This is a genomic window from Methylocella tundrae (genome assembly GCF_038024855.1).
GTDB classification, from domain to species: Bacteria; Pseudomonadota; Alphaproteobacteria; order Rhizobiales; family Beijerinckiaceae; genus Methylocapsa; species Methylocapsa tundrae.
On sequence record NZ_CP139089.1, the window covers coordinates 3,659,846 to 3,683,419 of the forward strand.

The window sequence follows — 23,574 nt, forward strand, 5'->3', positions numbered from 1 at the left end:
TCTTTTTCGGTGAGGCCTTGTGTCCATACCTTCGATCCTTCTGCCCGTGTTCGTTCAGGTGGCGCTCATTTTCGCGCTCGGCTTCTGGATGATTTTTGCGCGCGACTCGCGGCTGAACGGCGGCGTCGACGCCGGGCGCGCAGATCTCGCGGGGGATTCGTTCAAGAATCAGTTCGAGATTCCGGTCCTGTTCTTCGCTCTGATCCCGCTCGCCATTTTGACGCACAAGGCGGACTATCTGTTTATCTTCATGGAATGGATTTTCGTGCTGTCGCGGCTGGCCCATGCGGCGATCCATACGACCACGAACAGGCAGCCCGCGCGCGGCGTATCCTGGTTCGTCGGCGTGCTGACGTTGCTACTGATGTGGCTGATCTTCGCCATCCGCATCCTGTTCCCGCCGACTCTGAGTCCGCTATGATCGCCGGCGCGCGCATCGCCGCGGCGATCGAAGTTTTGGAGGATATCGACGCGCGTCGCCGTCCCGCCGCCGACGCCCTGAAGGATTGGGGCCTCGCGCATCGCTTCGCCGGATCGAAAGACCGCTCGGCGATCGGCTCGCTCGTCTTCGACGCTTTGCGCCGGCGCGCGTCTTCCGCCTTCGTCATGGGCGAGGCGGGTCCCCGCGCCGTCATCCTTGGCGCTTTGCGCCTTGTGCGCGGATTGAGTCTTGAGGAGGCGTCCGCGCTGTTTTCCGGCGAGGCCCATGCGCCGGCTCCAATGAGCGAAAAGGAGCGGGAGCGGTTCGCCACGGCGAGCCTCGAGGGCGCGCCCGCCCATGTCGCGGGCGATTTTCCGGCCTGGCTGGAAGCCTCTTTCGCCGCTGTTTTCGCGGACCGTCTCATCGCCGAAACATCGGCCCTCGCTGAAAGAGCTCCGGTCGACGTGCGCGTCAATACGCTGAAGTGTTCGCGCGACAAGGCGCTTTTGAGCCTTGCCCATCTCAACGCCGCGGTGACGCCGCTGTCGCCGCTCGGGTTGCGCCTGCCTCTGACGCCGGAGGGCCGCAATCCGGCGCTCGCCGCGGAGCCGGATTATGTCAAGGGCCGCGTCGAGGTTCAGGACGAGGGCTCGCAGCTCGCGGCCATGCTCGCCGCCGCCAAACCCGGCGAGCAGGTGCTGGACCTTTGCGCCGGAGCAGGTGGCAAGACCCTTGCCCTCGCCGCGCTGATGCAGAACAAGGGCCAGATCTACGCCAGCGACAGCGACGGGCGCCGGCTGATGCCGATCTATGCCCGGCTCGAACGCGCGGGCGCCCGCAATGTGCAGGTGCGGGCGCCACGGCGGGGGGAGGATGGCCTTGCCGATCTCCTGGGGGCCTGTGATCTCGTGGTGATCGACGCGCCCTGCACCGGCACGGGCGCGTGGCGGCGTAATCCCGACGCCAAATGGCGGATGCGGCCGGGCGCGCTCGAGCAGCGCATCGCCGACCAGGATCAAACGCTCGCGGCCGCCGCGCGCTTTGTGAAGCCGCGCGGACGCATTCTTTATGTCACCTGCTCTTTGTTGCGCGAAGAGAATGAAGACCGCATCGCGGCTTTTCTGGCGATCCATCCAGATTTCCATGCGGTCAGCGCGCAGGAGATGGCGGAGAATGCCGGGCTACCCCAGCTTGTCGCTTTTGCCTCCAGCATGGGGCCGGGCGTGCGGCTGTCGCCGGCGACAACGGGCACGGATGGATTTTTCATCGCGCTGCTGACGAGGAGCAATCTTTCATAGCCAAAATCAGGCCGATTCCGTGCGCAGCCTGTCTCGCATGAAAAGGACGGCGAATCGCCGCCGGCGCCTATTGTTGCATGATTGAGGCGTTGCAGTTCTAGCCCAAAAGGCCTATTTCGCCAGCGGCGACGACGGGCTATTGCGAAAGACGATGGCGCCGACTTTGCTTTGTTCCCATTCCGGATGAAAATTGCCTAAGCTTGAGCTTTGTGCGCCGGGATCTGGATTTGAGGAGACGCGAGACAAGTCGAGGACGCACAAACTCGAGGAAACGAGAAGCTGATGGCTTACGCGCAAATCGGAAAGATAAGCGTTGCGACCGTTCTGAAGGACTTCATCGAGACTGAAGCCTTGCCCGGCACGGGCGTTGCTCCCGAGCGGTTCTGGACTGGACTTGCGGGACTGATCCAAGATTTCACGCCGCGCATTCAGGCGCATTTGCGATTCCGCGACGAATTGCAGAGCAAGATCGACGCCTATCATAAACAGCAGGCGTCGAAGCCGATCGATATGGCGGGCTATGAGGCCTTCCTGCGCGAGATCGGCTATATTGTTCCGGAGCCGGACGATTTCACGATCCGCACCGAAAACACGATGGAAGTCGCGCGCGTGTCCGGACCGCAGCTCGTCGTTCCCGCCTCCAATGCGCGATTCGTGCTGAATGCCGCCAATGCGCGTTGGGGCAGCCTCTATGATGCGCTTTACGGCTCCGATGTAATCCCCGAGGCGGACGGCGCGGAGCGCGGCAAGGGCTACAATACGGTGCGGGGGGCGCGCGTCGTCGAGTACGCCCGCGTCATCCTCGACGAGATCGTGCCTCTCGCGAAAGGGAGCCACAAAGACGTCATCAGCTATAAGGTGGCGAATGGGGAGTTGGTGGTCGAGCTCGACAACGGGATTCAGACGCGCTTGCGCCATCCCGGCCGTTTCGCTGGCCACAGAAAAACGGGACCCGGCTCCTTCGTCGTGCTGCTGCGTCAGAACGGGCTGCACATTGAACTTGAGATCGACGCTTTGACGCTAGTCGGCGCCGAGAGCAAGGCGGGACTCTCCGATGTCATTCTCGAAGCGGCGCTGAGCGCTATCGTCGATCTTGAAGATAGCGTCGCCGCGGTCGACGCCGAGGACAAGGTCGGCGTCTACGGCAATTGGCTTGGGCTGATGAAAGGAACCCTCAAGGCGACCCTTGAGAAGAAGGGTCTCATCATCGAGCGGCGGCTCAACCCCGACCGCGCCTATATCGACCGCGACGGCGCGCCGATGTCTTTGCATGGACGCAGTCTGCTGCTCGTGCGCAATGTCGGTCATCATATGTTGACCGATGCCGTGCTCGACGCCGAAGGCCGCGAAGTTCCCGAAACGATCGTCGACGCCGCTATCACCGCCCTGATCGCCGTCCACGACCTCAAAAGCTCGGGCCCGCTGCACAACAGCCGCAGCCATTCGATCTATATCGTCAAACCGAAGATGCACGGACCAGATGAGGTCGCGCTCGCGAATGATCTGTTCGCTCGCGTCGAAGATATGCTGGGCCTGCTGCGGTTTACGATAAAGATGGGGATCATGGACGAGGAACGGCGCACCACCGTCAACCTCAAGGCCTGCATCCACGCCGCGGCCGACCGGGTCTTTTTCATCAATACCGGATTCCTCGACCGCACAGGCGACGAGATTCATACCTCGATGGAGGCGGGCGCCATGATCCGCAAGGACGAGATCAAGGGCACGCCCTGGATCGCGGCCTATGAGAACTCCAATGTCGATGTCGGCCTCGCCTGCGGTCTGCCCGGACGCGCGCAAATCGGCAAGGGGATGTGGGCGGCGCCGGACAATATGGCCGAGATGGTCGAAAAGAAGATCAACCATCCATTGGCGGGCGCCAACACTGCCTGGGTGCCTTCGCCGACCGCCGCGACCCTTCATGCGCTGCATTATCACTGGGTCGACGTCGCGGCGAGGCAAGCCCTCTTGCGCAAACGTCCGCGGGCGAAGTTGAGCGACATATTGACCATTCCGCTCGCCAGGACCAATTGGGCGCCGGACGACATCAAGCAGGAGCTCGAAAATAATTGCCAGGGCATCCTTGGCTATGTGGTGCGCTGGATCGATCAGGGAATCGGCTGCTCCAAAGTGCCTGACATCCATGACGTCGGGCTGATGGAGGACCGCGCGACCTTGCGGATTTCGAGCCAGCACCTCGCCAACTGGATCCATCATGGCGTCGCCACGAAAGAGCAGGTGCTCGAGGCGCTAAAGAGCATGGCGCTCGTGGTCGACCAGCAGAATGCGGCGGACCCGCTTTATCGGCCGATGGCGCCCGACTTCGGCGGGCCGGCGTTCAAGGCGGCGTGCGATCTGATTTTCAAGGGCCGCGCCGAGCCGAACGGCTATACCGAGGCGCTGCTCACGGGATGGCGCCGCGAGGCGAAGGCGCTGCACGCTTCCTAAGGCGGAGCAGCCGGCCCGCTCGGTCGGCCGCTTCGGCGCGCGCGCCTGAAGAACCGGCCGAACAGCGGTCGCGGAGCTTAAGGCGCGCCGCGATCGCGTTTATTGCGGCTTCCAGAGCGCCGGGATGATGCTAGACTGGCTGCGGGAGCCGCCGTCTGGCGGCGGGAGGCATTGTCGAAAGGAGCGCTTCATGGTCGAGCGGGTCGTCGCGACTGAAAAGGCCGTTGAGCTGATTGGCCGTCTCAAGGCGGCGCATGGCGCCCTTTTATTCCATCAATCCGGCGGCTGCTGCGACGGCAGCTCCGCGATGTGTTTCCCGCTCAATGAATTCCGCACGGGGCCGAGCGACGTCCTGCTTGGCGAAATCGCCGGCTGCCCGGTCTATATCGGGGCCGAGCAGTTTGAGCTCTGGTCGCATACCCAGCTCATCATCGATGTGGTCAAGGGCCGCGGCGCCGGCTTTTCGCTGGAATCGCCGGAAGGCGTGCGGTTTTTGACGCGGGGTCACGTTTTCACCGAGGCTGAAACGAAGGAGCTTGCCCCGTTGCAGCCTCACGCCGCCGCGTGAGGCCAGCCCCGGCCCGTCCCGCACTATGCGCGGGAGAGCATACGCTGCGCAGGCCGGCCGGCGCTGATTTTGCTTAAGGCTGAGCTGGTTCCGGCGCAAGAATTGAGAAAGATCTAGCTTGGTCCGCCCCCGCCTTTCCCCGGCGCCGCGAATCCCATGAAGTGGCTCGCCCATTCGGCGGCGCGCCATCTCATTCTTGGCGTCGTCTTCGTTCTGCTCGTCAGTTGCTTCGGCATCCTTGGCTACATGCACAATGGATGGAGCTTCGGCGACTCTCTCTTCATGGTTGTGCTGACGGTTTACACGGTTGGCTATCAAGAGGTCCATCCGCTCGATACGGTCGAACTGCGCGCGATCACCATCGCGGTCATTGTGCTCGGCTGTACCGGCATCATTTATCTCACCGGCGCGCTGGTCCAGTTCCTCACGCTGACGCAAATCCAAAAGATGCTGGGATTGACCCGCATGCACAAGCAAATCGAAGATCTGCGCGACCACATCATCATCTGCGGCTTCGGCCGGACAGGCAGCATGCTCGCCAAGGAGCTGCAGACCGCCAAGGCTAAATTCGTCGTCATCGAGCCCGAGCAGAACCGTTTTACGGAGGCGAGGGAGCTTGGATATCTCTGCATCCATGCGGACGCCGCCGAAGAATCGGTTCTGAAGCAGGCCGGCATCGAGCGCGCGCATGCCCTCGCCACTGTCGTCTCCTCGGATCCCGTCAATGTCTTCATCACCTTGAGCGCGCGCAGCCTCAATGGCGCGATTCAAATCATCGCGCGCGGCGAGGAGCCGTCGACGGAGAAAAAGCTGTTGCAGGCCGGCGCCAATTCGGTCGTGCTGCCGGCCCATATCGGGGCGGAGCAGATCGCCTCGATGATCCTGTTTCCATCAATCGCCGGGGTTATCCAGTCGGCGGAGCGCCGGCGCCAGATGGACCTCGATCTGCGTACGCTCGGCCTTGAAATCGAAGTCGTCGTCGCGGCCGAGGGCAGCCTGTTCACCGGGCTCACGGTTGAGGAAATCGAGAGGAAAGCCGAACGCAGCTTTTTCATCATCGCGGTTGAGCAGGCCGGCAGCGGAAGAGCCGAGCGCCCGCTGCCCGGCACACGGATCGCCGCCGGCGACGGCGTCACGATTTTGGGCCGGAGCGGGCGCGCCAATATATTGAACAAATTCGCGGAGGCGGCGCGGTAGATCCTGCCCGTTGCATATTTCCCGCCAAAGCTGAAACGAAAAGAGAGCCAAGATAAAGATCAGGGCTGCGTAAGTTTTCGAGTTTAATGGCTTCATTGCCCCGCGCGCCTGCGCTGATCGTCAGACGCTCATCGCGCGGCAAAGGACGGATCATGGAGCTCAATCTCAGCTTCCCGCAGCTTCGCGCCCTGATCGATGGGCTGCCTAACAAGGTGGCCGCGGCGGCTCTGCCCATCATGGCGCTCGCCATTCTCGCCGAAATGCTCGTCATTCAGGCGCGCGGCGGACGCTACCCGTGGCAGGGCAGCCTCGTCTCCGTGACGATCGCAATAGGACACGCCATCGCACAGGCCATCATCAATGGTCTGATTTTGGGAGTCATCGCGGCGACGGTCTACCAGTTCCGCCTTTCCACCATCGACGTCTCCTTCAATAACGCGCCGGCGCTTGTCTCGCTCTTCCTGCTGGCGGATCTCGCTTTTTACTGCGAGCACCGCTGCGCGCACCGGATTCGTTTCCTGTGGGCCTCGCACAGCGTGCATCATAGCGTCGACCATATGGTGTTCACCGCCGCTTTCAGGCTGGCCTGGACGCCGGCGCTCTCCGGCGTTTTTCTCTTTTATCTGCCGATCGTCTGGCTGGGCTTTGCGCCGCAGTGGGTCTTCGGCATGGCGTCGGCGAGCCTCACCTATCAGTTCTTCATTCACACCGAATTGGCGCCTCGCATCGGCTGGCTTGAATGGGCGCTCAACACGCCTTCGGCGCACCGCGTGCATCACGCCTGCAACAAGGAATATATCGACAAGAATTTCGGCGGCGTCCTTTTGATATGGGACCACCTCTTCGGCACCTATCAGGCCGAGCGCAAGGACATAGACATCGTCTATGGCGTACTCCCCGCGCGCTCGAAGCCGGCGAATCCTTTCGTCATCGCCTATGAGGAACTGTGGGATATGGCGCGGGACGTCCTGCGCGCCCGCAGTTGGCGCGAGCGCTGGGGGCGCATGTTCGGGCCACCGGGGTGGACAGCGTAACGCGCCTCTTTGATCGGCGCGCGGCTATTGGTTGTCGCGTTTGGCCTGCATGTTCCTGGTGTGCTGGCTGACCGCGCCCAGCTTGGCGCGGTCGCGCTGTTTCGTCCGGGCGCTGTCCTTCGCCTGCATGCCCTCGTTCGGCGTGCGGCCGGCGGCCGGGCGCGCGGCCCGCGCTTCGCGCTTGCGGCGCAGTTCAAGCGCGCGGGCGACGCTGTCTTTCATGGCGTCGCGCGCCGCCCTCGATTCGCGCCGCGCAGCCTCCTTGTTGATCCGCTGCATGGCGCCGGCGAGCACGTCTCTTTTCGCGCGCGAGCCCGCATCCTGCGTCACGGCGCGCGCGCCCCGCGGGTCGGCCTTGCCGCGAATTTCGCGTCTCTGGCGGGCGGCGATGTCGCGCGCGCGATCGCGCCTATCGCGCACGAGCTTGCGAAGCTCTGCGAGATCCTTGTCCGACAGGGCCGCGAGGCCTGGATGGTGGGAGGCCTCGACGAGCGAGATCTCGTCCGTATTCAGGACCTGCCGTTCGTGCCGAAGGCTTCGACCCATGTTGTCCTCCCCGAAAAAAAGACGGCTCTCGACGCAAATTGAGCCACGGCGATCTTTGCCGCGCTCCGATCGCGCTGGCAAGACTGCTCCTTGTGAAATGGATCGGTCCAACTTCGCATCAGGCTCGTGACAGGCGAATCAGGCACCGAAGGCGGCATGGCGCTTTTTCACGGCTCCCCTCTCCTCGGTTTCGCCCTCGTTGCGATTGCGGTTTCGGCCTCGGAGCCGACGCCGATGGTTCACTATGCCCCGGCGGAAAATCTTGAGCGCATCGACGTCGCGCTGATCGATCAGGCCAAAACCAGCGTCGATATGGCCGCCTATGTGCTGACGGACTGGCCGGTGATGCAGGCGTTGAGCCGCGCGGCGCGCCGCGGCGTCAAGGTCCGTCTTTACCTCGACAGCGGCCGCATCGGCGAGCGCGAGCCAACGCCCCCCTTCGACGATCTGCTCGATAATCCCGACGTCGAGATCGGGCTGAAGCGCGCCGGCGCGCCGCTGATGCATCTGAAAAGCTATCAGATCGACGGTCGTATTTTACGAACGGGCGCGGCGAATTTCTCCGCGTCCGGGCTAAAGCGGCAGGATAACGACCTTATCATCATAGAAAATCCGGAAGCCGCCGCCGTTTTCACGCGCCGCTTCGAAGCGATCTTCGCGCAGAGTGAGCCGCTGCCGTTCGACGGCAAGATGCGGAATAGACCGGTCCAGGGCCGAGGAGACTGATGTCCGTGCGAGACGGTGCACAAGACCGGGTGTGATCAGCGAAAAGTCTTCGACATTCGGGCCATACTCTAGCCTTTGATTTCCGAGACCCCGCCATGGGCGGCTGACCATTCGGCAGGCGCGCCCAGGAATTTTTCAACTTCATCCAGCGTCTGCGATTTGAAATAGGTGTTTTCGCGCGCGGCGGCGAGGACGTCGCGCCAGGTGACAAGATAATGCAAGGTGACGCCGAGATCCGCCATGATCGAGGCCGTTTGCGGAAAGATATCGTAAAAAAAGAACACGAAGGCATGGTCGCAGCTCTGACCGGCTTCGCGCAGGGCCTCGCAAAAGCTCACCTTGCTGCGCCCGTCGGTAGCGAGATCCTCGACCAGCAGAGCGCGCCCGCCCGCATGCAGGTCCCCTTCGATGCGGGCGTTGCGGCCAAAGCCTTTCGGTTTTTTTCGGATATATTGCATCGGCAGCATGAGGCGGTCGGCAAGCCACGCGGCATAGGGGATGCCCGCGGTTTCGCCGCCGGAGACGACGTCAAGGCGCTCATAGCCGATCTCGCGCTCGATCGTCGTGACCGCGAAATCGATGAGCCGCGTGCGAAGGCGCGGATAGGAGATAATCTTGCGCATGTCGGTGTAGACGGGGCTGGCCCAGCCGGAGGTAAAGATGAACGGCTTTTCCGCGTTGAACAGAATGGCCTCCACCTCGATCAGCATTTTGGCGGTTTCCCGGGCGATGATTTGCTTTTCGGGCGAAGGCGCGTTCATCAATTCCATTCCCTTTGCGGTCGATCGGACCGCCCTGTCCTAATTTATTTGCGCCGATTGGCAAGGGCGACGGTCCTGCGAAAGGCCCGCCCGCCGCGTCTCATAGAATAAATCTAATATCACATGCTGAAACAAAGAGATGCGTTATGTGATGACATAAAAATTGCGGTATTTCCGTCGCATTTATGCGTTGAATCAAATTAAAACTGGCGTAATGGGTCGAAAGAAACGGGCGGGATTTGCGCTTGGCCTTGGCCGCGGGATAAACGGAAGGACAAACTATGGTGACGCGCCTTCAAAAGGATGCACGACGTGACTGAGTTGAATGGCTCCCTGCCTTCGTGGCTTCCGCTTTCCATTCTGACCTTTGCAGTACAGATGGTCGTCTATCACGGCGTCGGCCTCTGGTTCGAATGGTGCGACCGCACGGGCCGGATGCGCGCCTTCAAGATGCGCGCCGTGGAGCGGCAAAGCTATTTCGAGCTTCTGCCGCGCGTGCTGATCAACCAGTTCTTCATCCTGCTGCCGTCGATGATGCTGGTGCAATTTGCCGGCCTTGCCTTCGTCGGCGCGCCGCATCTGGGCGTCCTGCATTTCCTCGCCGCCATGATCTTGATGGGGGTCGGCCACGACATCGTCCAGTATGCCGCCCATCGCTTCCTGCTGCATCGGCCTGGCATGATCCGCAAGCTCGGGCATAGCGTGCACCACTCGACGGGAGCGAGCAGGGCCATCAGCGCCTGCTATATGGGCTATGCCGATTTCTTCCTTGAGATCGTACTGCCTTATCTTCTGCCGCTCATTGTCGTCGCGGCCGGCGCGGATGTCTCGTTTCAACTCCTCGTCGCGAGCCTTGGCGCGATCGGCGGCCTTTACGAACATTCAGGCTATGATTTCTCGGCGCGTCTGCCGCGCGGCGTCAGCGGCCTCAAGGGGCGACTGATCGACGTGCTCGCCGCCGCGATCACAAGCAAGGCGCATGCGGAGCATCATCGCCGCAGCAATGTCAGCTTCAGCGACGGTTTTGGCAGCCCCGGCATCTGCGATACGTTTTTTGCAACTCGCTGGGATCTTGTCGGCGATCGCGGTCAGCCGAAGCAAAACAGCGGACAGGCGCAGAACGAGGCGGCGCACTAACAGGCTGCTGAAAAGCGCCCTGATTTCGGGAGCTGCTTGGCTCTCGACGGAAATTTTCGGGAGCGATCAGGGGATTTTCTCCGCCGGTTGGGCTGGGGTGGCTGTTTAGCTTCCTGACGCGCGGGCGCGCCAGGACGGCGGCGAGAAACTTCGCGCCGCTATGGCCCCTTCCAGCAGACGGTCGCGGTTTTTCGAAAACACCGTCGGGCGCCACATCGGATCGTCGACGCCGAGCCCGACGAACCAGCGAAACAACAGGTCCGTGTCGAGCCGTTCCAGCATCGCGCGCAACAGCCGCTCTGGCGACGGCAGACCCCTATTGCGAATATCGCTTCTAACCGTCCTGCTACTAACTCGGACTGGATTTAAGTTTCTGTGCGGCGGCGTCAAAGCTCCGTCGTGTGCACCAGTGTGCCCGCCGATATTGGACAATTCGTTAGGTGGCCCCCTCGGTACGACCGCCAAGGGGACCCCAGCACCATTGAGCGCTGGGGAGGGGAAGCGCAAGGTTTGGCTTCGCTGTTTAGAGCTGTGACGAGGGGATGTCGAGGATAGCCAACTTGATGCGAGCTTTAAATTTCGACTACTCCCGGCAGCGACGGGACTAGTAGTGACCGGTGCGCCGATGCTGACGGTGCATTTGGCGACCGGTGCGTCGCGCTGCACGTCGCTGCATCCCATACGTCTGAGCTTCAGCATCTGATACCGTTAGCACTATAGGCAGAAGAGCGAGGCCTAGTGCGGCTGGTCCTAAAAGGCAAAGCGCCCTTCGGCGGGACACGATTTCCGAGTCGATTTTCTCACTCATAAGCCGTCCTCCCTAAAGCGGTCCTCTTATGTGACCGGCGACCCTAAACCTGGGTTTCTTACATTAACTTCTATCGCGTAGAGCGCTCACTAGCAACTCATTGTTGCTCCACCGTGTTGGGTTGCATTGATCCGGATCAGAGCGATCAAGCGCGCTGGCCTATGATTCCTCGAAGCGCAGCTTCTGCTCAGTGCTCGATTGGCGCTACACTGAATCTTCGAGTCTCACAAGCGAACGCGAAACTACAGGCTTAATCGGTAGCGGCGGATAAAGCCGCATGATTGTGGCAACGTTGACCCCGCCTAAGTCCTAGGATTTCAAGCGATTTTATGCTAGAAGTTAGATCTTAAGCATTCAAGGGCCGCGCCAAGCGGCTGCCGTAGCGGTCAACGCTGCCCAAGCAGAGAGCCTAGTCTAGGTAGGTCGGCGAAATAACAATCGCGGATGGTCCTGTGACGCCGGCGGCACTTCGAGAGGAGAAACGCCATGTGGTGTAGAACCACCATTTCCATTGCCGCAGCTGCATTCCTTTCCATCGCTGCTGTCTCAACTGACGCCTTGGCTTATCGCGGTGGACACCGTGGAGGCGGCTATCACGGAGGCGGCTATCATGGAGGCGTCCATCGCGGGGGCGTGTATCGTGGAGGCGTCTATCGTGGAGGCGTCTATCGTGGAGGCGTCTATCGGGGAGGCGTCTATCGGGGAGGCGTCTATCGGGGAGGCTATGTGCGTCGTGGCGTTTACCCCCGACCACTATGCGGATATGCGCCCTACCCGCCCTGCTATTGAACAATAAGCCTCGATGCGCATCGACGAACTCAACGCTCGACCTATGCCCAGCGCGCACATGACCTTAAGCGCGAAATTCTGAGGTTTCGAGTTTTGAACCAACACTGGCTGGCTGGGGAGGCGCGATCTCTGCTTTGGAGTCCTTGTCGCTGCTCGTGGGTGTGAAGCTTCAGCTCCGATAACATTGGCGATCCTGTTGGCCTAACTCGTCGTGGATGTGCTAATGTGCCCAGGCGGTCGGACTCGTGATGCGCCCGCGCGCAACTGCCGTCCCCGATAAACTTTGCCTATCCGGCTTAGAGAACATGCCAAGTGCAGACGAACTCGACCCACGGCGCCGTCCCTCGGCAAACCGAATTCGCGCCGCCATTTCAGCGGTTTTATCCGCTTACACGCAGCGCGGCCATCGCAGGTCTGTGCCGCTTTCCGAGTTTGGTGATGCGATTGCGCTCGGCCTCCCAAATGCTCGCTTTTTCCTTTCTCAGCCGGCGGCGATTTCCGTCGAGCAGGAGCAAGCGCTCGTTCGCGAAGCAAAAAATCTTGGGCTGAGCCGCGGCGCCCCCCTGCCGGACGCGCAGTACCTGTCACTTTCTGGAGGGGGAGACAAGGGCGCCTTTGGCGCCGGACTGCTGGTCGGTTGGACCGCACATGGCGGCCGTCCGAAATTCAAGCTGGTCACCGGAGTTAGCACCGGAGCTCTGACGGCGCCGTTCGCCTTCCTTGGCCCCAAATATGATGCGGCTCTCACTGACGTTTACACCAACATCGACCCATCGAAAGTCTTTAGAAAGAGATTTCTCCCTCTCGCCGCCCTTATGCAGGACGCGATGGCGGACACGAGCCCGCTGCTTGGATTGATTTCAAACTATTTCAACCAAGAATTGCTCGCGAAGATCGCCGCAGAATACGGCAAAGGACGACTTCTGCTGATCCAGACCACCGATCTCGACGCCGGCGTGCCAGTGCTTTGGAACATCGGCGCGATCGCCGCGAGCGGCCATCCAAGCGCGACCGATGTCATCTGTCGAATCCTGCTCGCGTCCGCATCCATACCAGGGGCGTTTCCACCGGTGTTGTTCGACGTAACCGCCAATGGCAAATCATATCAGGAGATGCACGTCGATGGCGGCGCTGTGAGCCAGGCATTTCTAATTCCGTCCAGTCTCGACGTGCGCGTTGCGCAAGAAAAGTCAGGCTTCAGCAGAAAGGCCTACGATTGTTATGTCATTCGCAATTCACGCCTGACTAGTGATTGGAGTGACGTGCAGCGGGCGACCCTTCCAATTGCCGGCAAGGCTGTCGCGATAATGATCAATTATGTGGGCCTTGGCGATCTCTACCGGATCTATCTGGAGGTGCAGCACGCTGGCGCAAATTTCAACGTCGCTTACATTGGCGACGACTTTCAGGCGGAGCACAAGGTAGAATTCGACCAGGAATATATGCGCGCTTTATATCGCTTCGCCTACGAGAAGGCGGCGAAGGGTTACCCATGGGGCCATGCGCCGCCGGGCTTTCGGGCGGCCCGGTGACGATGTTTGGTACGATCCATGTGTCGCCCGTCATTTTGGTAGCGTCACGCTGAAGGCGGTGCTGACGCTAACATTCGAGGCCGAGAGGTCAATACCTCCGATCAGCTCTGCGCGTAACTGGCGCGCCAGCGCGCATGCCCTTAAGCGCGAAGTTGGGCGTCTTGCTAATGCAGAACAAAGCCCTTCTGAGAAACTGCGGCCAGCGTGACATCGGTCTCGGCGATAGACGTGGCGTCGCTCAACTCATTTTCGATCGACGACATTTCACCGAAAATGCCATTCGGCCCGACGACGAGCAACTGTCGGTCGCCGCGATACAATCCGAGGCGCCCGCTCTCAACGCAATACAACTCGGCCATCGGATCGGCGTGTTTGAATATCGTTTCTCCAGTCTTGAATGACCGCGAAAGCAACCCGGCATCCTGAAAACTTCTGAAATTGATGGCTTCGTCCGACTGAGCAGTTAGAATTGCTTGAGCGAGCGACGACCTGCCGGCAGGAAACGCCAGACGCAAGGCGCCGAATTCGGTCACGAGCAGGGGGGAGCTGACCCTCCTCAGGCGGAGTCGAGAAGCGTCCGAAGTCTCAAGGAGGTCGTTCGACGGCCGCTCCTTAGGAGCAAGGATATGATGCCAAACCGTGTGGACGATCCTTCCCTCGGCGTGGTCGACACTAGGACATCACTCGTCCGGCCCGGCCTGAGAACGCCGCGAGCGGCCGCAATCGCCGGGATCATTTTTTCGATCCTCCTGATTTGCAGCCTCTGGCTGCTGTGGCGCTCGGTGCCCGTCGACCCGCTTGAGGCTGGCTCGTGGCTCCACACTCATTCGAGAAGAGTGTCGCTTGCTTTGAATTTCGTTCCTTTTGCGGGCGTCGCCTTCTTCTGGTTCCTCGGCGTTCTACGAGATCGCCTCGGGCAGCGAGAAGACCAGTTTTTTGCAACTGTTTTCCTCGGCAGCGGTCTCATCTTTCTCGGGATGCTGTTCGTCGCGGCCTCAGCCATGGGGGGATTGATCCTAGCCTATTCAGCCGCGTCAGGGGAGCTTCCGGGATCCGCCACCTTCGCCTTTGCCCGCGCATTCACATACAACGTCATGCAAATCTACGCGCTCAAAATGGCGGGCGTCTTTATGATCACAACGTCGACTCTGGCTTTAAAGACCAACCTCACGGCCCGCTGGATCGCATTGCTGGGATATGCGTTGGCTGCATTGCTACTTGTCGGCAGCGGCTATCTTGACTGGGTTTTATTCATTTTTCCAGCGTGGGTTCTACTGGTCAGTCTCTACATTCTGATCGATAATCTGCGGGAATCACGAAGCGCAACAGCAGACCAAAGAGCGTGAGAAATAATTAACTGTATCGAACGCCGGCAGAGTAGCCGGTTGGTGTCTAATTTCGAACAGCTTAATAGGTCGCGAGGGCATTGGCTGTATCGACCATCGGCTGCTGGCTGACGGAAATTAGCCCGGCGTCGGGTCGATCTAGATCCTGAATTAACAAAACAACAGCGGCGATCAGGAGACCCATGATATAAACTGGCAACCTCCAGCGCCGTTCCGCGGCGCCACTGGCGTAGCCAGAGAACCCAAGGGCGACAATTGAAATGCTGTAGAGCGCCAGAATGACGATATTTGGCACGCGATTGCGTAAAGCAGTCAGACGCTTTTCCTGATTATCGAACGTTTCGTTCAATGCTTGAATATAGAGCCCCGTCGGCACCACAGCATTGTTCTTCTCCATAACCAACTTGACATCTGACCAAAGCGCCTCTTGAATCTTGTTGGAGCGTGCAATCGCGACCTGCGTTTCGGCTGCCGTCGGGACGTGGCTGGTGAGTTCCAACCGGATCTGGACATAGTTGCGCAAGAGCTTCAGACTCTCGGCGTCGTGTGGCGCCGGCAGCAACCGCGCTCGCAAAGCAGCCGTTCCGATCGAATTCGCCTCGTCCAGCAGCGCGGCGCGCCGTTCATCAAATCGCGTCAGCGCCATGGCGAAGGTAAAGCCGATCATCAACGCCAGGAGACCGAGCATCGCGGCTTCCAAGGTAGAGATATTGGCCTCTCCTCCGGCGCGCACGCCGAAATGGTGACCTGCTTCGCCCGCCAAAAAAAGAGCGGCGAGACTGCCGATGAAAACAGCAGTGAGCGGATAATTCGTAAACTCCAGCATTGTTCTAATCCGCAGGCGGCAGTGGAATAAGCGCAACTTGCTTGGCGATAGTGTTATGGCGTCCGCTTCTCGGCGGCAGGCCGTCAGCGCGTCCTTGACGCCCACGCGGGAGTATCTTTGGACGCGCGAACCGCTCGCGCGCGCCGACGCGACCAAGGGCTACGGCAAGCACGGCGATTGTGGTGGCCCGTTAAGAGGCAGCCTGTCGAAAGCCGTCGCCGCCTCCTCAAGATCCTCGAAAACCATCGTCTCGCCGATCTGGTCCAGGACCCCAGCCCGCTCCAGGACGTCGCGCGGCCCCTTGTGCAATTCGGCGATCCCCAACACAACGCCCTTCTCTGCGAACAGAGCGCGCACATCCGCCAGCATCGCCGCCGCCGTCGAGTCGAGCTGGGCAATCGCACCAGCGTCGAGCACGAACCAGCGCGCATCGGCAGGCAAGTCTCGAGCGATCACGATGAACCGCGCCTTGACGTAATCGACGTTGAAGAACAGCAGGCTGCCCTGAAGAAGGAAGAGCGCGAGGCCGGGAATGGGTCGCGCCTCTTTGAACCGGTGCAGTTTGTAAAAGCCGCGGCGGCCCGGGATCACGCCGAGCATAGCGTCATGCGGCCGCATTTCCCGGAGCAGGACGTAAAGAAGCGTCGCGCCAATGGCGATCACGACGCCCCGCAGCACGCCGAGACTGATAGGCCCCGCCATCCCGATCAGGGCGAAAACGAACTCCATGCGGCTGATGCGCCAAATCTCGCGCAGGCTTGCGACATCGACGAGGCTGATCGCGGCGCCGACCAGAATGGCGCCGAGCGCCGGCGTCGGCAAAATTCGCAGCGCCTCGTTGAGGTAGAGAAGGGTCGCGGCGAGAGCGAGAGCTGCAATGACGCCCGAGGCCTGCGATCGCCCACCGACAGTCATGTTGATGGCCGTGCGCGAGTCGGAGACGGTTACGGGAAAGCCGCCGAACAGTCCCGACGCGAGATTGGCGCCGCCAAATCCGATCAGCTCGGCGTCGGCGTTGACCTCGAACTTGCCCCGCGCGCCGAAACTGCGCGCCGCGACGACGCCCGAACCAAAGCTGACGAGCCAGACCGCCGCCGCGTCGAGCGCGACCTCGGACAAGGATAGATGAGACATGTCGGGCAGGCCCAGTGTAGGCAAGGCATTCGGCAGGCTTCCGACAACGGCGACGCCGCGTTGCTCCAAGTGGAAGATCGCGGAGGATATGACTGCGAAGACGACGACGACGAGGGGGCCTGGAACCGGCGAACGCAGCGCCGCCAAGATCTGGAGCAGGGCGAACGCCGACGTCCCGACGGCGAGCGAAAGCAGGTGAATCGAACCGGCTTTCCGGACCAGCTCCACAATGGGAGCGACAAGACCTTCGGATTCGATCCGCAGGCCGGTGAGACGCCCGATCTGTCCGACCAGGATGGAGATCGAGACGCCGCTGATAAAGCCGACCAGGATCGGCTTCGACAGGAAGGCGGCGACCACGCCAAGGTGAAGCCAGCTGGCCAAAAGGCAGAAAACGCCAACGGCGAGGGCGACCGCCGCGGCCGCGGCGACGCGCTCATCCGGCGCATTCGCCGCCACATTGGCGAGGGCGGCGGCCAGCACCGTCATCGTTGCGGCGTCGGGCCCGACGATGAGTTGGCGCGAAGGCCCGAGCAGAGCATAGCCCAACAGCGGGAGGATGCTCGAATAAACGCCGACCTGCGGCGGGAGGCCGGCGATCGCCGGATAGGCGATGGCGCTCGGGATCGCAACGGCTGCGACCGCGAGTCCGGCCACGGCGTCGTGGGGCAGCCAGTTTGGTCTGTAGCCCCGGAAGCTCTGCAGAATCACTGACCCCACCGACCAGCCCACGCTTGCGCCCCTGCCGCCGCCCGCTCAGCCCGTCGAGATTGCCGGCTCGACGTCACTTACAACGACCGGCCGAGCCAGCGGCGGCGTGCTGGCGCCGTAGAGTTCGCCTTCGGACCAGGAAATGACCACGGTCGCGACGCCATGTGTCGCTTTCTATCGGTCTTTCCTGTCCGCCCAAAATGCAACGGCAAATCGAAGCAAGCTAGCTAAATCAGGCGCAAGCCGCCGAAAATCCGCCACCATCCGGATTTTGACACAGTTGATCGCTGGCGTCCTTGTCGCCAGCGCCGTGGGCGGCAGGTCACTCCAGGACGAGATCATCGCCGCTTGCGCCGGCGGATTGGAGCAGCAGTTCGGCAGCAAAACCGGCAGAGGCCCGCGGCGGCGATGGTACCCTGCAACGGCGAGAGGACTGCGTCGGCTCACTCTCGGGCGTTTTCCTCCGCGTCGGGCGAACCGGAATTCGCGGATGTTGCGCAACTCGGGAGCAACCGCCAATATCGCCGCCGAGCCATGCAGACGCAGAGTGCTCTCCTTGCCGTTCGGAGGCGTTATGAAATTCAGCGCGAGCCTGCGACGGACAATTGGCGTGCTTTGTATCGCGTCGATCGCTGGCCTCGCCGCGTGGGGCTGGCATTTTTATTATCGCCCGGTCATTCTTTCCGCCGCGGTCGGGCCGTCGACCTTCGACGACGCCGAACTGATCGCCTCCATGGCTCAAGCTCTAGCGACCAACGGATCGCACATCCGCCTTTCGATCCAACAGCCCCCCCCCGGGCCGATTGAATCACTTGAGCGCCTGAAAAGGGGCAAGCGCAACTCGCCGTCATCCGAAATTTAGGAGACGTGCCGGATCGGGTCCGATCGATTGCTGTCCTGCATAGCGATCCAATCACGATCATCGCGCCGAAATCGGCGAAGATAGAGAACTTTCGCGAGTTGGCGGACAAGACATTGGGATTGGTCGGGCCGCCGGGTTCTTACGCCAGACTCATGGCGTGGACGCGATTGCACTACCATGGCAAATTCTTATCCGACATACCGCCTGTGGTCGCCGAGATAGCGGCGGCGATCAACGCAAAGAAAATTGACGCGCTGCTATTCATAATCCCGACGACGAAGAGCGGCGCGATATCGGAGCGATGGGCGTCCGTCCGGAGATTGACCCGCAAGTCGATGGGCTTTGTGTCGATCGATGACGCCGAGGCGATTGAAGCCGCCGCGCCCGAATTTGAGCAAGGCGAAATTTTGTCCGGCGCGTTCGGGGGTTCGCCGCCGGTTCCGGCCGAGAATGTGACGACGCTGCTAGTGACGACCTATCTTGTCGCCGACCAAAGCGTGCGCTCCGACATCGCCACCGAATTGACCCGTTTCATTTTCGAGAACCGGCAGCGATTTATCCCCGACGCGCCGGTCGCCGCGCTGATCAAGGCAGCGAGCACCGATAAGGACGCAATCATCCCGGTGCACAAGGGCGCGAAGGAGTTTTTTGACGGCGAGGAACAGACCTTCATGGAGCGCTACGGGGACTGGCTGTACACGGGACCGATCATTCTCGGCGTACTTTATTCGGCCTTGATGCCGATCTGGCATTTACTCAGGCCCGTCCCCCCGGAAGCTCTGCTGCTGGCGACCGTTCCCGAAATCTCTTACAGCATCAAGAATGCGACATCACTGGAGGAGCTTGAGGCCATAAACGCGCGGGTCGACGCCGCCATTGAACGCATCTCGGCCGAGGCGCTCAACGGCAGGCTCGAAGACAGCAAAGTCGGAGCCAATTCTCTCGTCATCGGATACATAAACAGGATCGTGCGAGAGAAGCGCGCCGAGCTTCAGAAGAACTCCGGCGCTTGACCATGATTTTGGCGCGAACGCCTTTATCCATTTGAATGGCATTGCCATGTTGCGGCCCCGCGCGCCGCATTGGTTTCCACCTAGCCGCCGACAATCACCAAGGTCAGCTATCATGACTAATGCGTCCTTCCCGAATTCGTCCAATAACGCGTGTTTCGCCATCCGAACCAGCTTGCGAGATTAATCTTATGATGGGGGTCATGACAAGCCAGAGCCGTGACTTTGGTCCCCGCAGTCAAGATCCAGCAGCCGGTAGCGGCCCGGATTTTCAAGCGACAAAATTTCTCAAATTGCTTACCGCGGCACACGGAGCCTTGCGCGTGTACCTCCTCGCGCACCGTTGCGCGGCTGATGACAATCGCCAGAGACAGTCAACGCGATTTGACAGTCGATGACCAAAAACGCGTCGGGCGCGCCGATGAGTTTGATTCCGCCCCGATCGGGGCGGCGTCCTCGCTCCACGTCGCCGAAGGTCTGCGTTCGAGCGACGACGAGACTGCCTGGAACGACTGAGCCGGGCGCAAACCGGAAGCGCGCCCTTTCGCAACGAATGTCTGCTGTCAGGTGCAAAGCTGGCTCTTGGATCGAATTAAGCAGGGCGCACGTCGAGCGACTGGCGGCTCCGGTCGGCGGTTTCGTTCGATCCCCGCCCGACTTACGACTTTAGGGGTTAGGTACCCAACTATTCGGCTGGCGTAATTACACAGGAATTACACAGGAACCGAGCTTCTGGGGTGCCGCCGGAAAATGCCAGAGCGAAAAATCATTATTTCGAAAGGGATTAAATGGTGCCCAGGGGCGGAATCGAAGCACCGACACTGCGATTTTCAGTCGCAGCCTGTTCGCGAGTAATGAGTTGTGTTAGAGCTGGCTCGGGTTGTCTAAACAGTTTTCCGCGAAAGATAAGTGGCGTTCCGCCGGGTTGCTTTCGTTAGAGGGCGCCGGGTGTTGGGTGTGACGCAGGGAGGGCGAAGCCCGGCCGCAGTCGCATCCAGCACCCGGCGGCGGAAAATTCAGGCCGCCGCCAAGATGGGCGTCGGTTCGAAATAAGCCTCGTCCGGCGTGCGTCGGTCAAGGCTCGAATGCGGGCGCCGCCGATTGTAAAAGTTTAGATATCGGGCAATCGAGGTGCGCGCCACGCCGACGCTGTCATAGGCGTGCAGATAAACCTCTTCGTACTTGACCGACTTCCAGATGCGCTCGACGAAAACATTGTCGCGCCAGGCGCCCTTGCCATCCATGCTGATTGCGATCTTGTTGGCGATCAGCACGCTGGTGAACGCCTCGCTGGTGAACTGGCTTCCCTGATCCGTATTGAAAATCCCCGGCTTGCCATACTTCGCCAACGCCTCCTCCACCGCTTCGACGCAGAAATCGGCCTCTATTGTGATTGACACGCGGTGGCTGAGCACGCGACGGCTGAACCAGTCGACGACCGCGGCGAGATAGACGAAGCCGCGCGCCATCGAGATGTAGGTGATGTCCATCGCCCACGCCTGGTTCGGGCGATCGACCTTCAATCCGCGCAGCAAATACGGGTAAATCTTGTGACCTGGCGCGGGTTTTGACGTGTTTGGCCGGCGATAAATCGCCTCGATGCCCATGCGCTTCATCAGCGTGGCGACATGGCGGCGGCCCGCGGCGACGCCCTCGCGGTTCAGAAAATCCCGCAACATCCGGCTGCCCGCGAACGGGAATTCCAGATGCAATTCGTCGATGCGGCGCATCAGCGCGAGGTCTTCGGCCGATACCGGGCGAGGTTTGTAATAGACGCTGCCGCGACTGATATTTAGGATCTTGGCCTGACGGGAGATAGGAAGATCGTGATTGCGGTCGATCATCGCTTTGCGCTCAGCATGCCGGCCTTGATGAGCGCGCCTTCCAAAAAATCGTTTTCCAATGCCAACTCGCCGATTTTGGCGTGAAGCGCCTTCAAATCCACCGGCGCGGCTTGGACGTTCGTGGCGTCGGCGCCGAAAACCCCGGCCGCCCCTTCAAGCAATTGCGACTTCCAGTCCCTGATCTGGTTCGGATGAACTGACCTTGCCCCCTGAGGCTTATCCGGTTTGAAGTTTGCTCTGGCCCATGATGAGGACCGGAGAATGAAGCGCAGCCGTTTCAGCGAAGAGCAGATCATCGGGATATTGAAGGAGCACGAGGCCGGGGTTTCGGTAGCCGATCTGTGCCGCAAGCACGGCGTCAGCGACGCGAGCATTTATAAGTGGAAGACCAAGTACGGCGGCATGGATGTGTCGGAGGCCAAGCGGCTGAAGACGCTTGAGGACGAGAACACGCGGCTGAAGCGGCTTCTGGCGGACGCTATGCTCGACAATGCGGCGCTGAAAGATCTTCTTGGAAAAAAATGGTGACGCCCGCTGCCGAGCGAGAGGCCGTCGCGCATCTTCGATCAGCCTTCGAGATGAGCGAGCGGCGGGCGTGCAAGGTGATCGACTGCTGCCGGATGACGGTTCGCTACGCGACGGCCCGCACGGATGACGGCGCCCTGCGCGAGCGGATGAAGGCCATGGCGCACGAGCGCCGCCGGTTCGGCTATCGCCGCCTGCATGTCCTGCTGCGACGGGAGGGCTATGTGGTCAATCACAAGCGACTGTTCCGGCTCTATCGAGAGGAGAAGCTCGCCGTCCGGCGTCGTGCCGGGCGCAAGCGGGCGATCGGGACGCGAGCGCCGATGCTGATCCCCTTTGCCCCCAACGACCGCTGGTCGCTGGACTTTGTCTCGGATCAGCTCATCGACGGACGCCGCTTCCGCATTCTGGCGGTCGTCGACGATTGCACCCGCAAATGCCTTGGCCTGGTGGCTGATACCTCGCTCTCCGGCCTGAGGGTCGCACGGGAGCTGGATCGTCTGATCCATGAGCACGGCAAGCCCAAGATGGTGGTCAGCGACAACGGCAGCGAACTCACCTCGAACGCGATCTTGCGCTGGGCGGACGACAGTCTGGTGGCCTGGCATTACATCGCGCCAGGCAAACCGGTTCAGAACGCCTTCATCGAGAGCTTCAATGGGCGGTTGCGGGATGAACTCTTGAATGAGACGCTGTTCCGGTCGCTACCGCATGCCAGAGCCATGTTGGCGGCCTGGCGAGACGATTACAATACCAGGCGACCTCACTCTCGCCTCGGCTGGCGCACCCCGGCCGAATATGCCGCAACCTTCGAACCACAACGGGTGCAGGCGCGGCGCTCGATGGTAGGCTCCGCGCCTGCGCCCGTTGCTCACCCCGCTCAAACGAGCATCACAATCCGCCGGAGCGAACTCAAAACTGGATAAAACTTGGGGCAAGGTCAGAGTCGGTGAAGTCGATTCCCATACTGGCGTAATCGGCTATCGTGACCGTAATTGGATCACCACCCGACGGCGTGATTGTAACGCCCGTCGATGTCTGAGTTACTGTAAAACCGTTTTGGGAAAAGCTAGGCATGAATCCTCCAAATAATTTAAGTTGCCGCCAGTGTCATAGCAATTAGAAAATACGCAATGAAAGCGAGGGCAGATAAAAGAGAAACCACAAATGGCGAGATATTGCGCCCTGTCCGAGATAACTTGACTGATACTGCCATTGTTACAATCCCGATCGAGACAGGAACTAATATCAGCAGCCACGATGAGGCTCTTCCATAACCGCGCTCGTAAAGAGAAACCGTTGGAGCTATCCAGAGGCAGCCGAACAAAATCCATGCTGCGGTAGGTATAAGGGCGAGCGCGATGGCGGAAAGGGTAACGGGGCTTTTCTTCTTTATCATGTAACGAGCTTCTCTAATGGAATGCGTGAGGGACATCCTCCAAGGCACATCAGCGCAATTGCGACGATAGCTGTCATTGTCGAATTTATAAATTTCTTACTGTTGAGCGGAATGGCAATGAAAACGAGAGATTTAGTGCCATAAGAAATGATATTCCGAATATATGTGTAAAGTCGATTAAACGCTTAAGTCGAGTATAATGTATTATAATTACCATCTATGGAATAGTGATGCAATAGTCTCATCACAGTACATTATGAACATGCGGCAATCTGCTATGGATGAACTATCGCGAAGCAGAAGCCATATTGACGTTCGTTGTGGGAAAAATGGAGCAGGAACGCGTCCGTCAGGGCCTTTCGCTGCAAAAGCTCGGAACCATTTCCGGCGTCAACCGAACGACCATTGGGCTCATCGAAAAGGGCCAACGATCCCCAAGCCTGCATCTGCCTGCGAATCGCGGACGCCTTGGGACTGGATTTGGGCGATGTGCTGAAGAGCGCGCCGAAGAAGTCACGCAAGCCAGCGCAAGGCTAAACGATCCGCGTGAGGGACAGTGACCCGCATGGGCCGAGACTGCCCCCCGCGCTGCGCCCGTCGCAGCGGCCAGGCTCGGTGAGGCGTCAACCGAATTTGGCCCGGCGGGTGGTGC

20 protein-coding genes and 2 pseudogenes are annotated in these 23,574 nt (G+C 60.5%); 14 read left to right on the top strand and 8 right to left on the bottom strand.

All coding sequences use genetic code 11. The features are described 5' to 3' along the window. The first annotated feature begins 19 nt into the window (after positions 1-19). The 6 genes from SIN04_RS19085 (at position 20) to SIN04_RS19110 (ending at position 6,966) form a co-directional block, all read left to right on the top strand. The gene (locus SIN04_RS19085; RefSeq protein ID WP_341264148.1) at positions 20-421 is read left to right on the top strand and encodes an MAPEG family protein; all 402 of its coding nucleotides are present in this window, start codon (positions 20-22) and stop codon (positions 419-421) included. After that, positions 418-1,719: an RsmB/NOP family class I SAM-dependent RNA methyltransferase gene (locus tag SIN04_RS19090; protein WP_341264149.1), complete on the top strand. Its 1,302-nt coding sequence runs from the start codon at positions 418-420 to the stop codon at positions 1,717-1,719. Before SIN04_RS19085 ends, SIN04_RS19090 begins: the two co-directional genes overlap by 4 nt. Before the next feature lie 282 nt (positions 1,720-2,001). Beyond that, positions 2,002-4,167 carry a malate synthase G gene (locus SIN04_RS19095; protein WP_134491830.1) on the top strand — a complete coding sequence of 722 codons (2,166 nt, stop codon included), beginning with the start codon at positions 2,002-2,004 and terminating at the stop codon, positions 4,165-4,167. 190 nt (positions 4,168-4,357) lie between these two features. Then, positions 4,358-4,735, top strand: a complete 378-nt coding sequence (locus tag SIN04_RS19100) for a DUF779 domain-containing protein (RefSeq protein ID WP_134491832.1) — start codon at positions 4,358-4,360, stop codon at positions 4,733-4,735. A gap of 156 nt (positions 4,736-4,891) precedes the next feature. Beyond that, positions 4,892-5,932, top strand: coding sequence for a potassium channel family protein (locus SIN04_RS19105; RefSeq protein ID WP_134491834.1), 1,041 nt, complete (start codon positions 4,892-4,894; stop codon positions 5,930-5,932). A gap of 152 nt (positions 5,933-6,084) precedes the next feature. After that, positions 6,085-6,966: a sterol desaturase family protein gene (locus tag SIN04_RS19110; protein WP_166795995.1), complete on the top strand. Its 882-nt coding sequence runs from the start codon at positions 6,085-6,087 to the stop codon at positions 6,964-6,966. 24 nt (positions 6,967-6,990) lie between these two features. Here SIN04_RS19110 and SIN04_RS19115 read toward each other — a convergent pair whose 3' ends face one another. After that, positions 6,991-7,512: a hypothetical protein gene (locus SIN04_RS19115; RefSeq protein ID WP_134491837.1), complete on the bottom strand. Its 522-nt coding sequence runs from the start codon at positions 7,510-7,512 to the stop codon at positions 6,991-6,993. A gap of 156 nt (positions 7,513-7,668) precedes the next feature. Between SIN04_RS19115 and SIN04_RS19120 the strand changes: the two genes are divergently transcribed. Further along, entirely contained in the window at positions 7,669-8,238 is a 570-nt protein-coding gene (locus SIN04_RS19120) for a phospholipase D-like domain-containing protein (protein ID WP_134491839.1), read from the top strand. A gap of 68 nt (positions 8,239-8,306) precedes the next feature. Here SIN04_RS19120 and SIN04_RS19125 read toward each other — a convergent pair whose 3' ends face one another. Further along, positions 8,307-8,999 (bottom strand): orotate phosphoribosyltransferase, encoded by a 693-nt coding sequence (locus tag SIN04_RS19125; protein ID WP_134491841.1) that lies wholly within the window; start codon positions 8,997-8,999, stop codon positions 8,307-8,309. A 312-nt stretch (positions 9,000-9,311) separates the two neighbouring features. Here SIN04_RS19125 and SIN04_RS19130 point away from each other — a divergent pair, with 312 nt between their 5' ends. After that, positions 9,312-10,136: a sterol desaturase family protein gene (locus SIN04_RS19130; RefSeq protein WP_134491843.1), complete on the top strand. Its 825-nt coding sequence runs from the start codon at positions 9,312-9,314 to the stop codon at positions 10,134-10,136. A 100-nt stretch (positions 10,137-10,236) separates the two neighbouring features. On the opposite strand, the pseudogene SIN04_RS19135 reads toward SIN04_RS19130, so the two are convergent. After that, positions 10,237-10,451 (bottom strand): annotated as a pseudogene (locus SIN04_RS19135) (transposase); the annotation flags it as partial. Between the two features lie 1,530 nt (positions 10,452-11,981). Here SIN04_RS19135 and SIN04_RS19140 point away from each other — a divergent pair. Continuing rightward, positions 11,982-13,265: a patatin-like phospholipase family protein gene (locus SIN04_RS19140; protein ID WP_244605898.1), complete on the top strand. Its 1,284-nt coding sequence runs from the start codon at positions 11,982-11,984 to the stop codon at positions 13,263-13,265. Between the two features lie 164 nt (positions 13,266-13,429). On the opposite strand, the gene SIN04_RS19145 is transcribed toward SIN04_RS19140, so the two are convergent. After that, positions 13,430-13,798, bottom strand: coding sequence for a cyclic nucleotide-binding domain-containing protein (locus SIN04_RS19145; RefSeq protein ID WP_134491847.1), 369 nt, complete (start codon positions 13,796-13,798; stop codon positions 13,430-13,432). A gap of 303 nt (positions 13,799-14,101) precedes the next feature. Between SIN04_RS19145 and SIN04_RS19150 the strand changes: the two genes are divergently transcribed. Beyond that, positions 14,102-14,611, top strand: a complete 510-nt coding sequence (locus SIN04_RS19150; RefSeq protein WP_244605899.1) for a hypothetical protein — start codon at positions 14,102-14,104, stop codon at positions 14,609-14,611. 61 nt (positions 14,612-14,672) lie between these two features. Here the strand turns inward: SIN04_RS19150 and SIN04_RS19155 are convergent, their stop codons facing one another. Together SIN04_RS19155 and SIN04_RS19160 are read right to left on the bottom strand one after the other, a co-directional pair. After that, positions 14,673-15,437: a hypothetical protein gene (locus SIN04_RS19155; protein ID WP_341264150.1), complete on the bottom strand. Its 765-nt coding sequence runs from the start codon at positions 15,435-15,437 to the stop codon at positions 14,673-14,675. A 159-nt stretch (positions 15,438-15,596) separates the two neighbouring features. Continuing rightward, on the bottom strand, positions 15,597-17,291 hold the full coding sequence (locus SIN04_RS19160) for a SulP family inorganic anion transporter (RefSeq protein ID WP_244605901.1): 1,695 nt from the start codon (positions 17,289-17,291) through the stop codon (positions 15,597-15,599). Between the two features lie 565 nt (positions 17,292-17,856). On the opposite strand from SIN04_RS19160, the gene SIN04_RS19165 reads away from it, so the two are divergent. Continuing rightward, complete coding sequence (locus tag SIN04_RS19165) at positions 17,857-18,144, top strand: hypothetical protein (protein WP_134491853.1); 288 nt, start codon at positions 17,857-17,859, stop codon at positions 18,142-18,144. Between the two features lie 5 nt (positions 18,145-18,149). After that, positions 18,150-19,157: a TAXI family TRAP transporter solute-binding subunit gene (locus SIN04_RS19170; RefSeq protein ID WP_166795997.1), complete on the top strand. Its 1,008-nt coding sequence runs from the start codon at positions 18,150-18,152 to the stop codon at positions 19,155-19,157. Positions 19,158-20,170: 1,013 nt separating this feature from the next. On the opposite strand, the pseudogene SIN04_RS19175 reads toward SIN04_RS19170, so the two are convergent. Continuing rightward, positions 20,171-21,195 (bottom strand): annotated as a pseudogene (locus tag SIN04_RS19175) (IS3 family transposase); the annotation flags it as partial. Between the two features lie 64 nt (positions 21,196-21,259). On the opposite strand from SIN04_RS19175, the gene SIN04_RS19180 reads away from it, so the two are divergent. Further along, positions 21,260-22,449 (top strand): IS3 family transposase gene (locus SIN04_RS19180; protein WP_134491270.1). Its coding sequence is split into 2 segments (ribosomal slippage): positions 21,260-21,518 and positions 21,518-22,449, totalling 1,191 coding nucleotides; the frame shifts between segments, so codons are not numbered across the junction. A gap of 167 nt (positions 22,450-22,616) precedes the next feature. Here the strand turns inward: SIN04_RS19180 and SIN04_RS19185 are convergent. After that, on the bottom strand, positions 22,617-22,922 hold the full coding sequence (locus SIN04_RS19185) for a hypothetical protein (RefSeq protein ID WP_134491860.1): 306 nt from the start codon (positions 22,920-22,922) through the stop codon (positions 22,617-22,619). A 329-nt stretch (positions 22,923-23,251) separates the two neighbouring features. On the opposite strand from SIN04_RS19185, the gene SIN04_RS20330 reads away from it, so the two are divergent. Further along, positions 23,252-23,482: a helix-turn-helix transcriptional regulator gene (locus SIN04_RS20330; RefSeq protein WP_423136037.1), complete on the top strand. Its 231-nt coding sequence runs from the start codon at positions 23,252-23,254 to the stop codon at positions 23,480-23,482. Positions 23,483-23,574: the final 92 nt, after the last annotated feature.

Bases quoted from the DNA above. Each gene is read 5' to 3' on its own strand.
- SIN04_RS19165 (WP_134491853.1), top strand. From the start codon at position 17,857: ATGAAATTCAGCGCGAGCCTGCGACGGACAATTGGCGTGCTTTGTATC.
- SIN04_RS19185 (WP_134491860.1), bottom strand. From the start codon at position 22,922: ATGATAAAGAAGAAAAGCCCCGTTACCCTTTCCGCCATCGCGCTCGCC.
- SIN04_RS19115 (WP_134491837.1), bottom strand. From the start codon at position 7,512: ATGGGTCGAAGCCTTCGGCACGAACGGCAGGTCCTGAATACGGACGAG.
- SIN04_RS20330 (WP_423136037.1), top strand. From the start codon at position 23,252: ATGGAGCAGGAACGCGTCCGTCAGGGCCTTTCGCTGCAAAAGCTCGGA.
- SIN04_RS19110 (WP_166795995.1), top strand. From the start codon at position 6,085: ATGGAGCTCAATCTCAGCTTCCCGCAGCTTCGCGCCCTGATCGATGGG.
- SIN04_RS19095 (WP_134491830.1), top strand. From the start codon at position 2,002: ATGGCTTACGCGCAAATCGGAAAGATAAGCGTTGCGACCGTTCTGAAG.
- SIN04_RS19125 (WP_134491841.1), bottom strand. From the start codon at position 8,999: ATGAACGCGCCTTCGCCCGAAAAGCAAATCATCGCCCGGGAAACCGCC.
- SIN04_RS19100 (WP_134491832.1), top strand. From the start codon at position 4,358: ATGGTCGAGCGGGTCGTCGCGACTGAAAAGGCCGTTGAGCTGATTGGC.
- SIN04_RS19120 (WP_134491839.1), top strand. From the start codon at position 7,669: ATGGCGCTTTTTCACGGCTCCCCTCTCCTCGGTTTCGCCCTCGTTGCG.
- SIN04_RS19140 (WP_244605898.1), top strand. From the start codon at position 11,982: ATGCGCCCGCGCGCAACTGCCGTCCCCGATAAACTTTGCCTATCCGGC.
- SIN04_RS19105 (WP_134491834.1), top strand. From the start codon at position 4,892: ATGAAGTGGCTCGCCCATTCGGCGGCGCGCCATCTCATTCTTGGCGTC.
- SIN04_RS19090 (WP_341264149.1), top strand. From the start codon at position 418: ATGATCGCCGGCGCGCGCATCGCCGCGGCGATCGAAGTTTTGGAGGAT.
- SIN04_RS19155 (WP_341264150.1), bottom strand. From the start codon at position 15,437: ATGCTGGAGTTTACGAATTATCCGCTCACTGCTGTTTTCATCGGCAGT.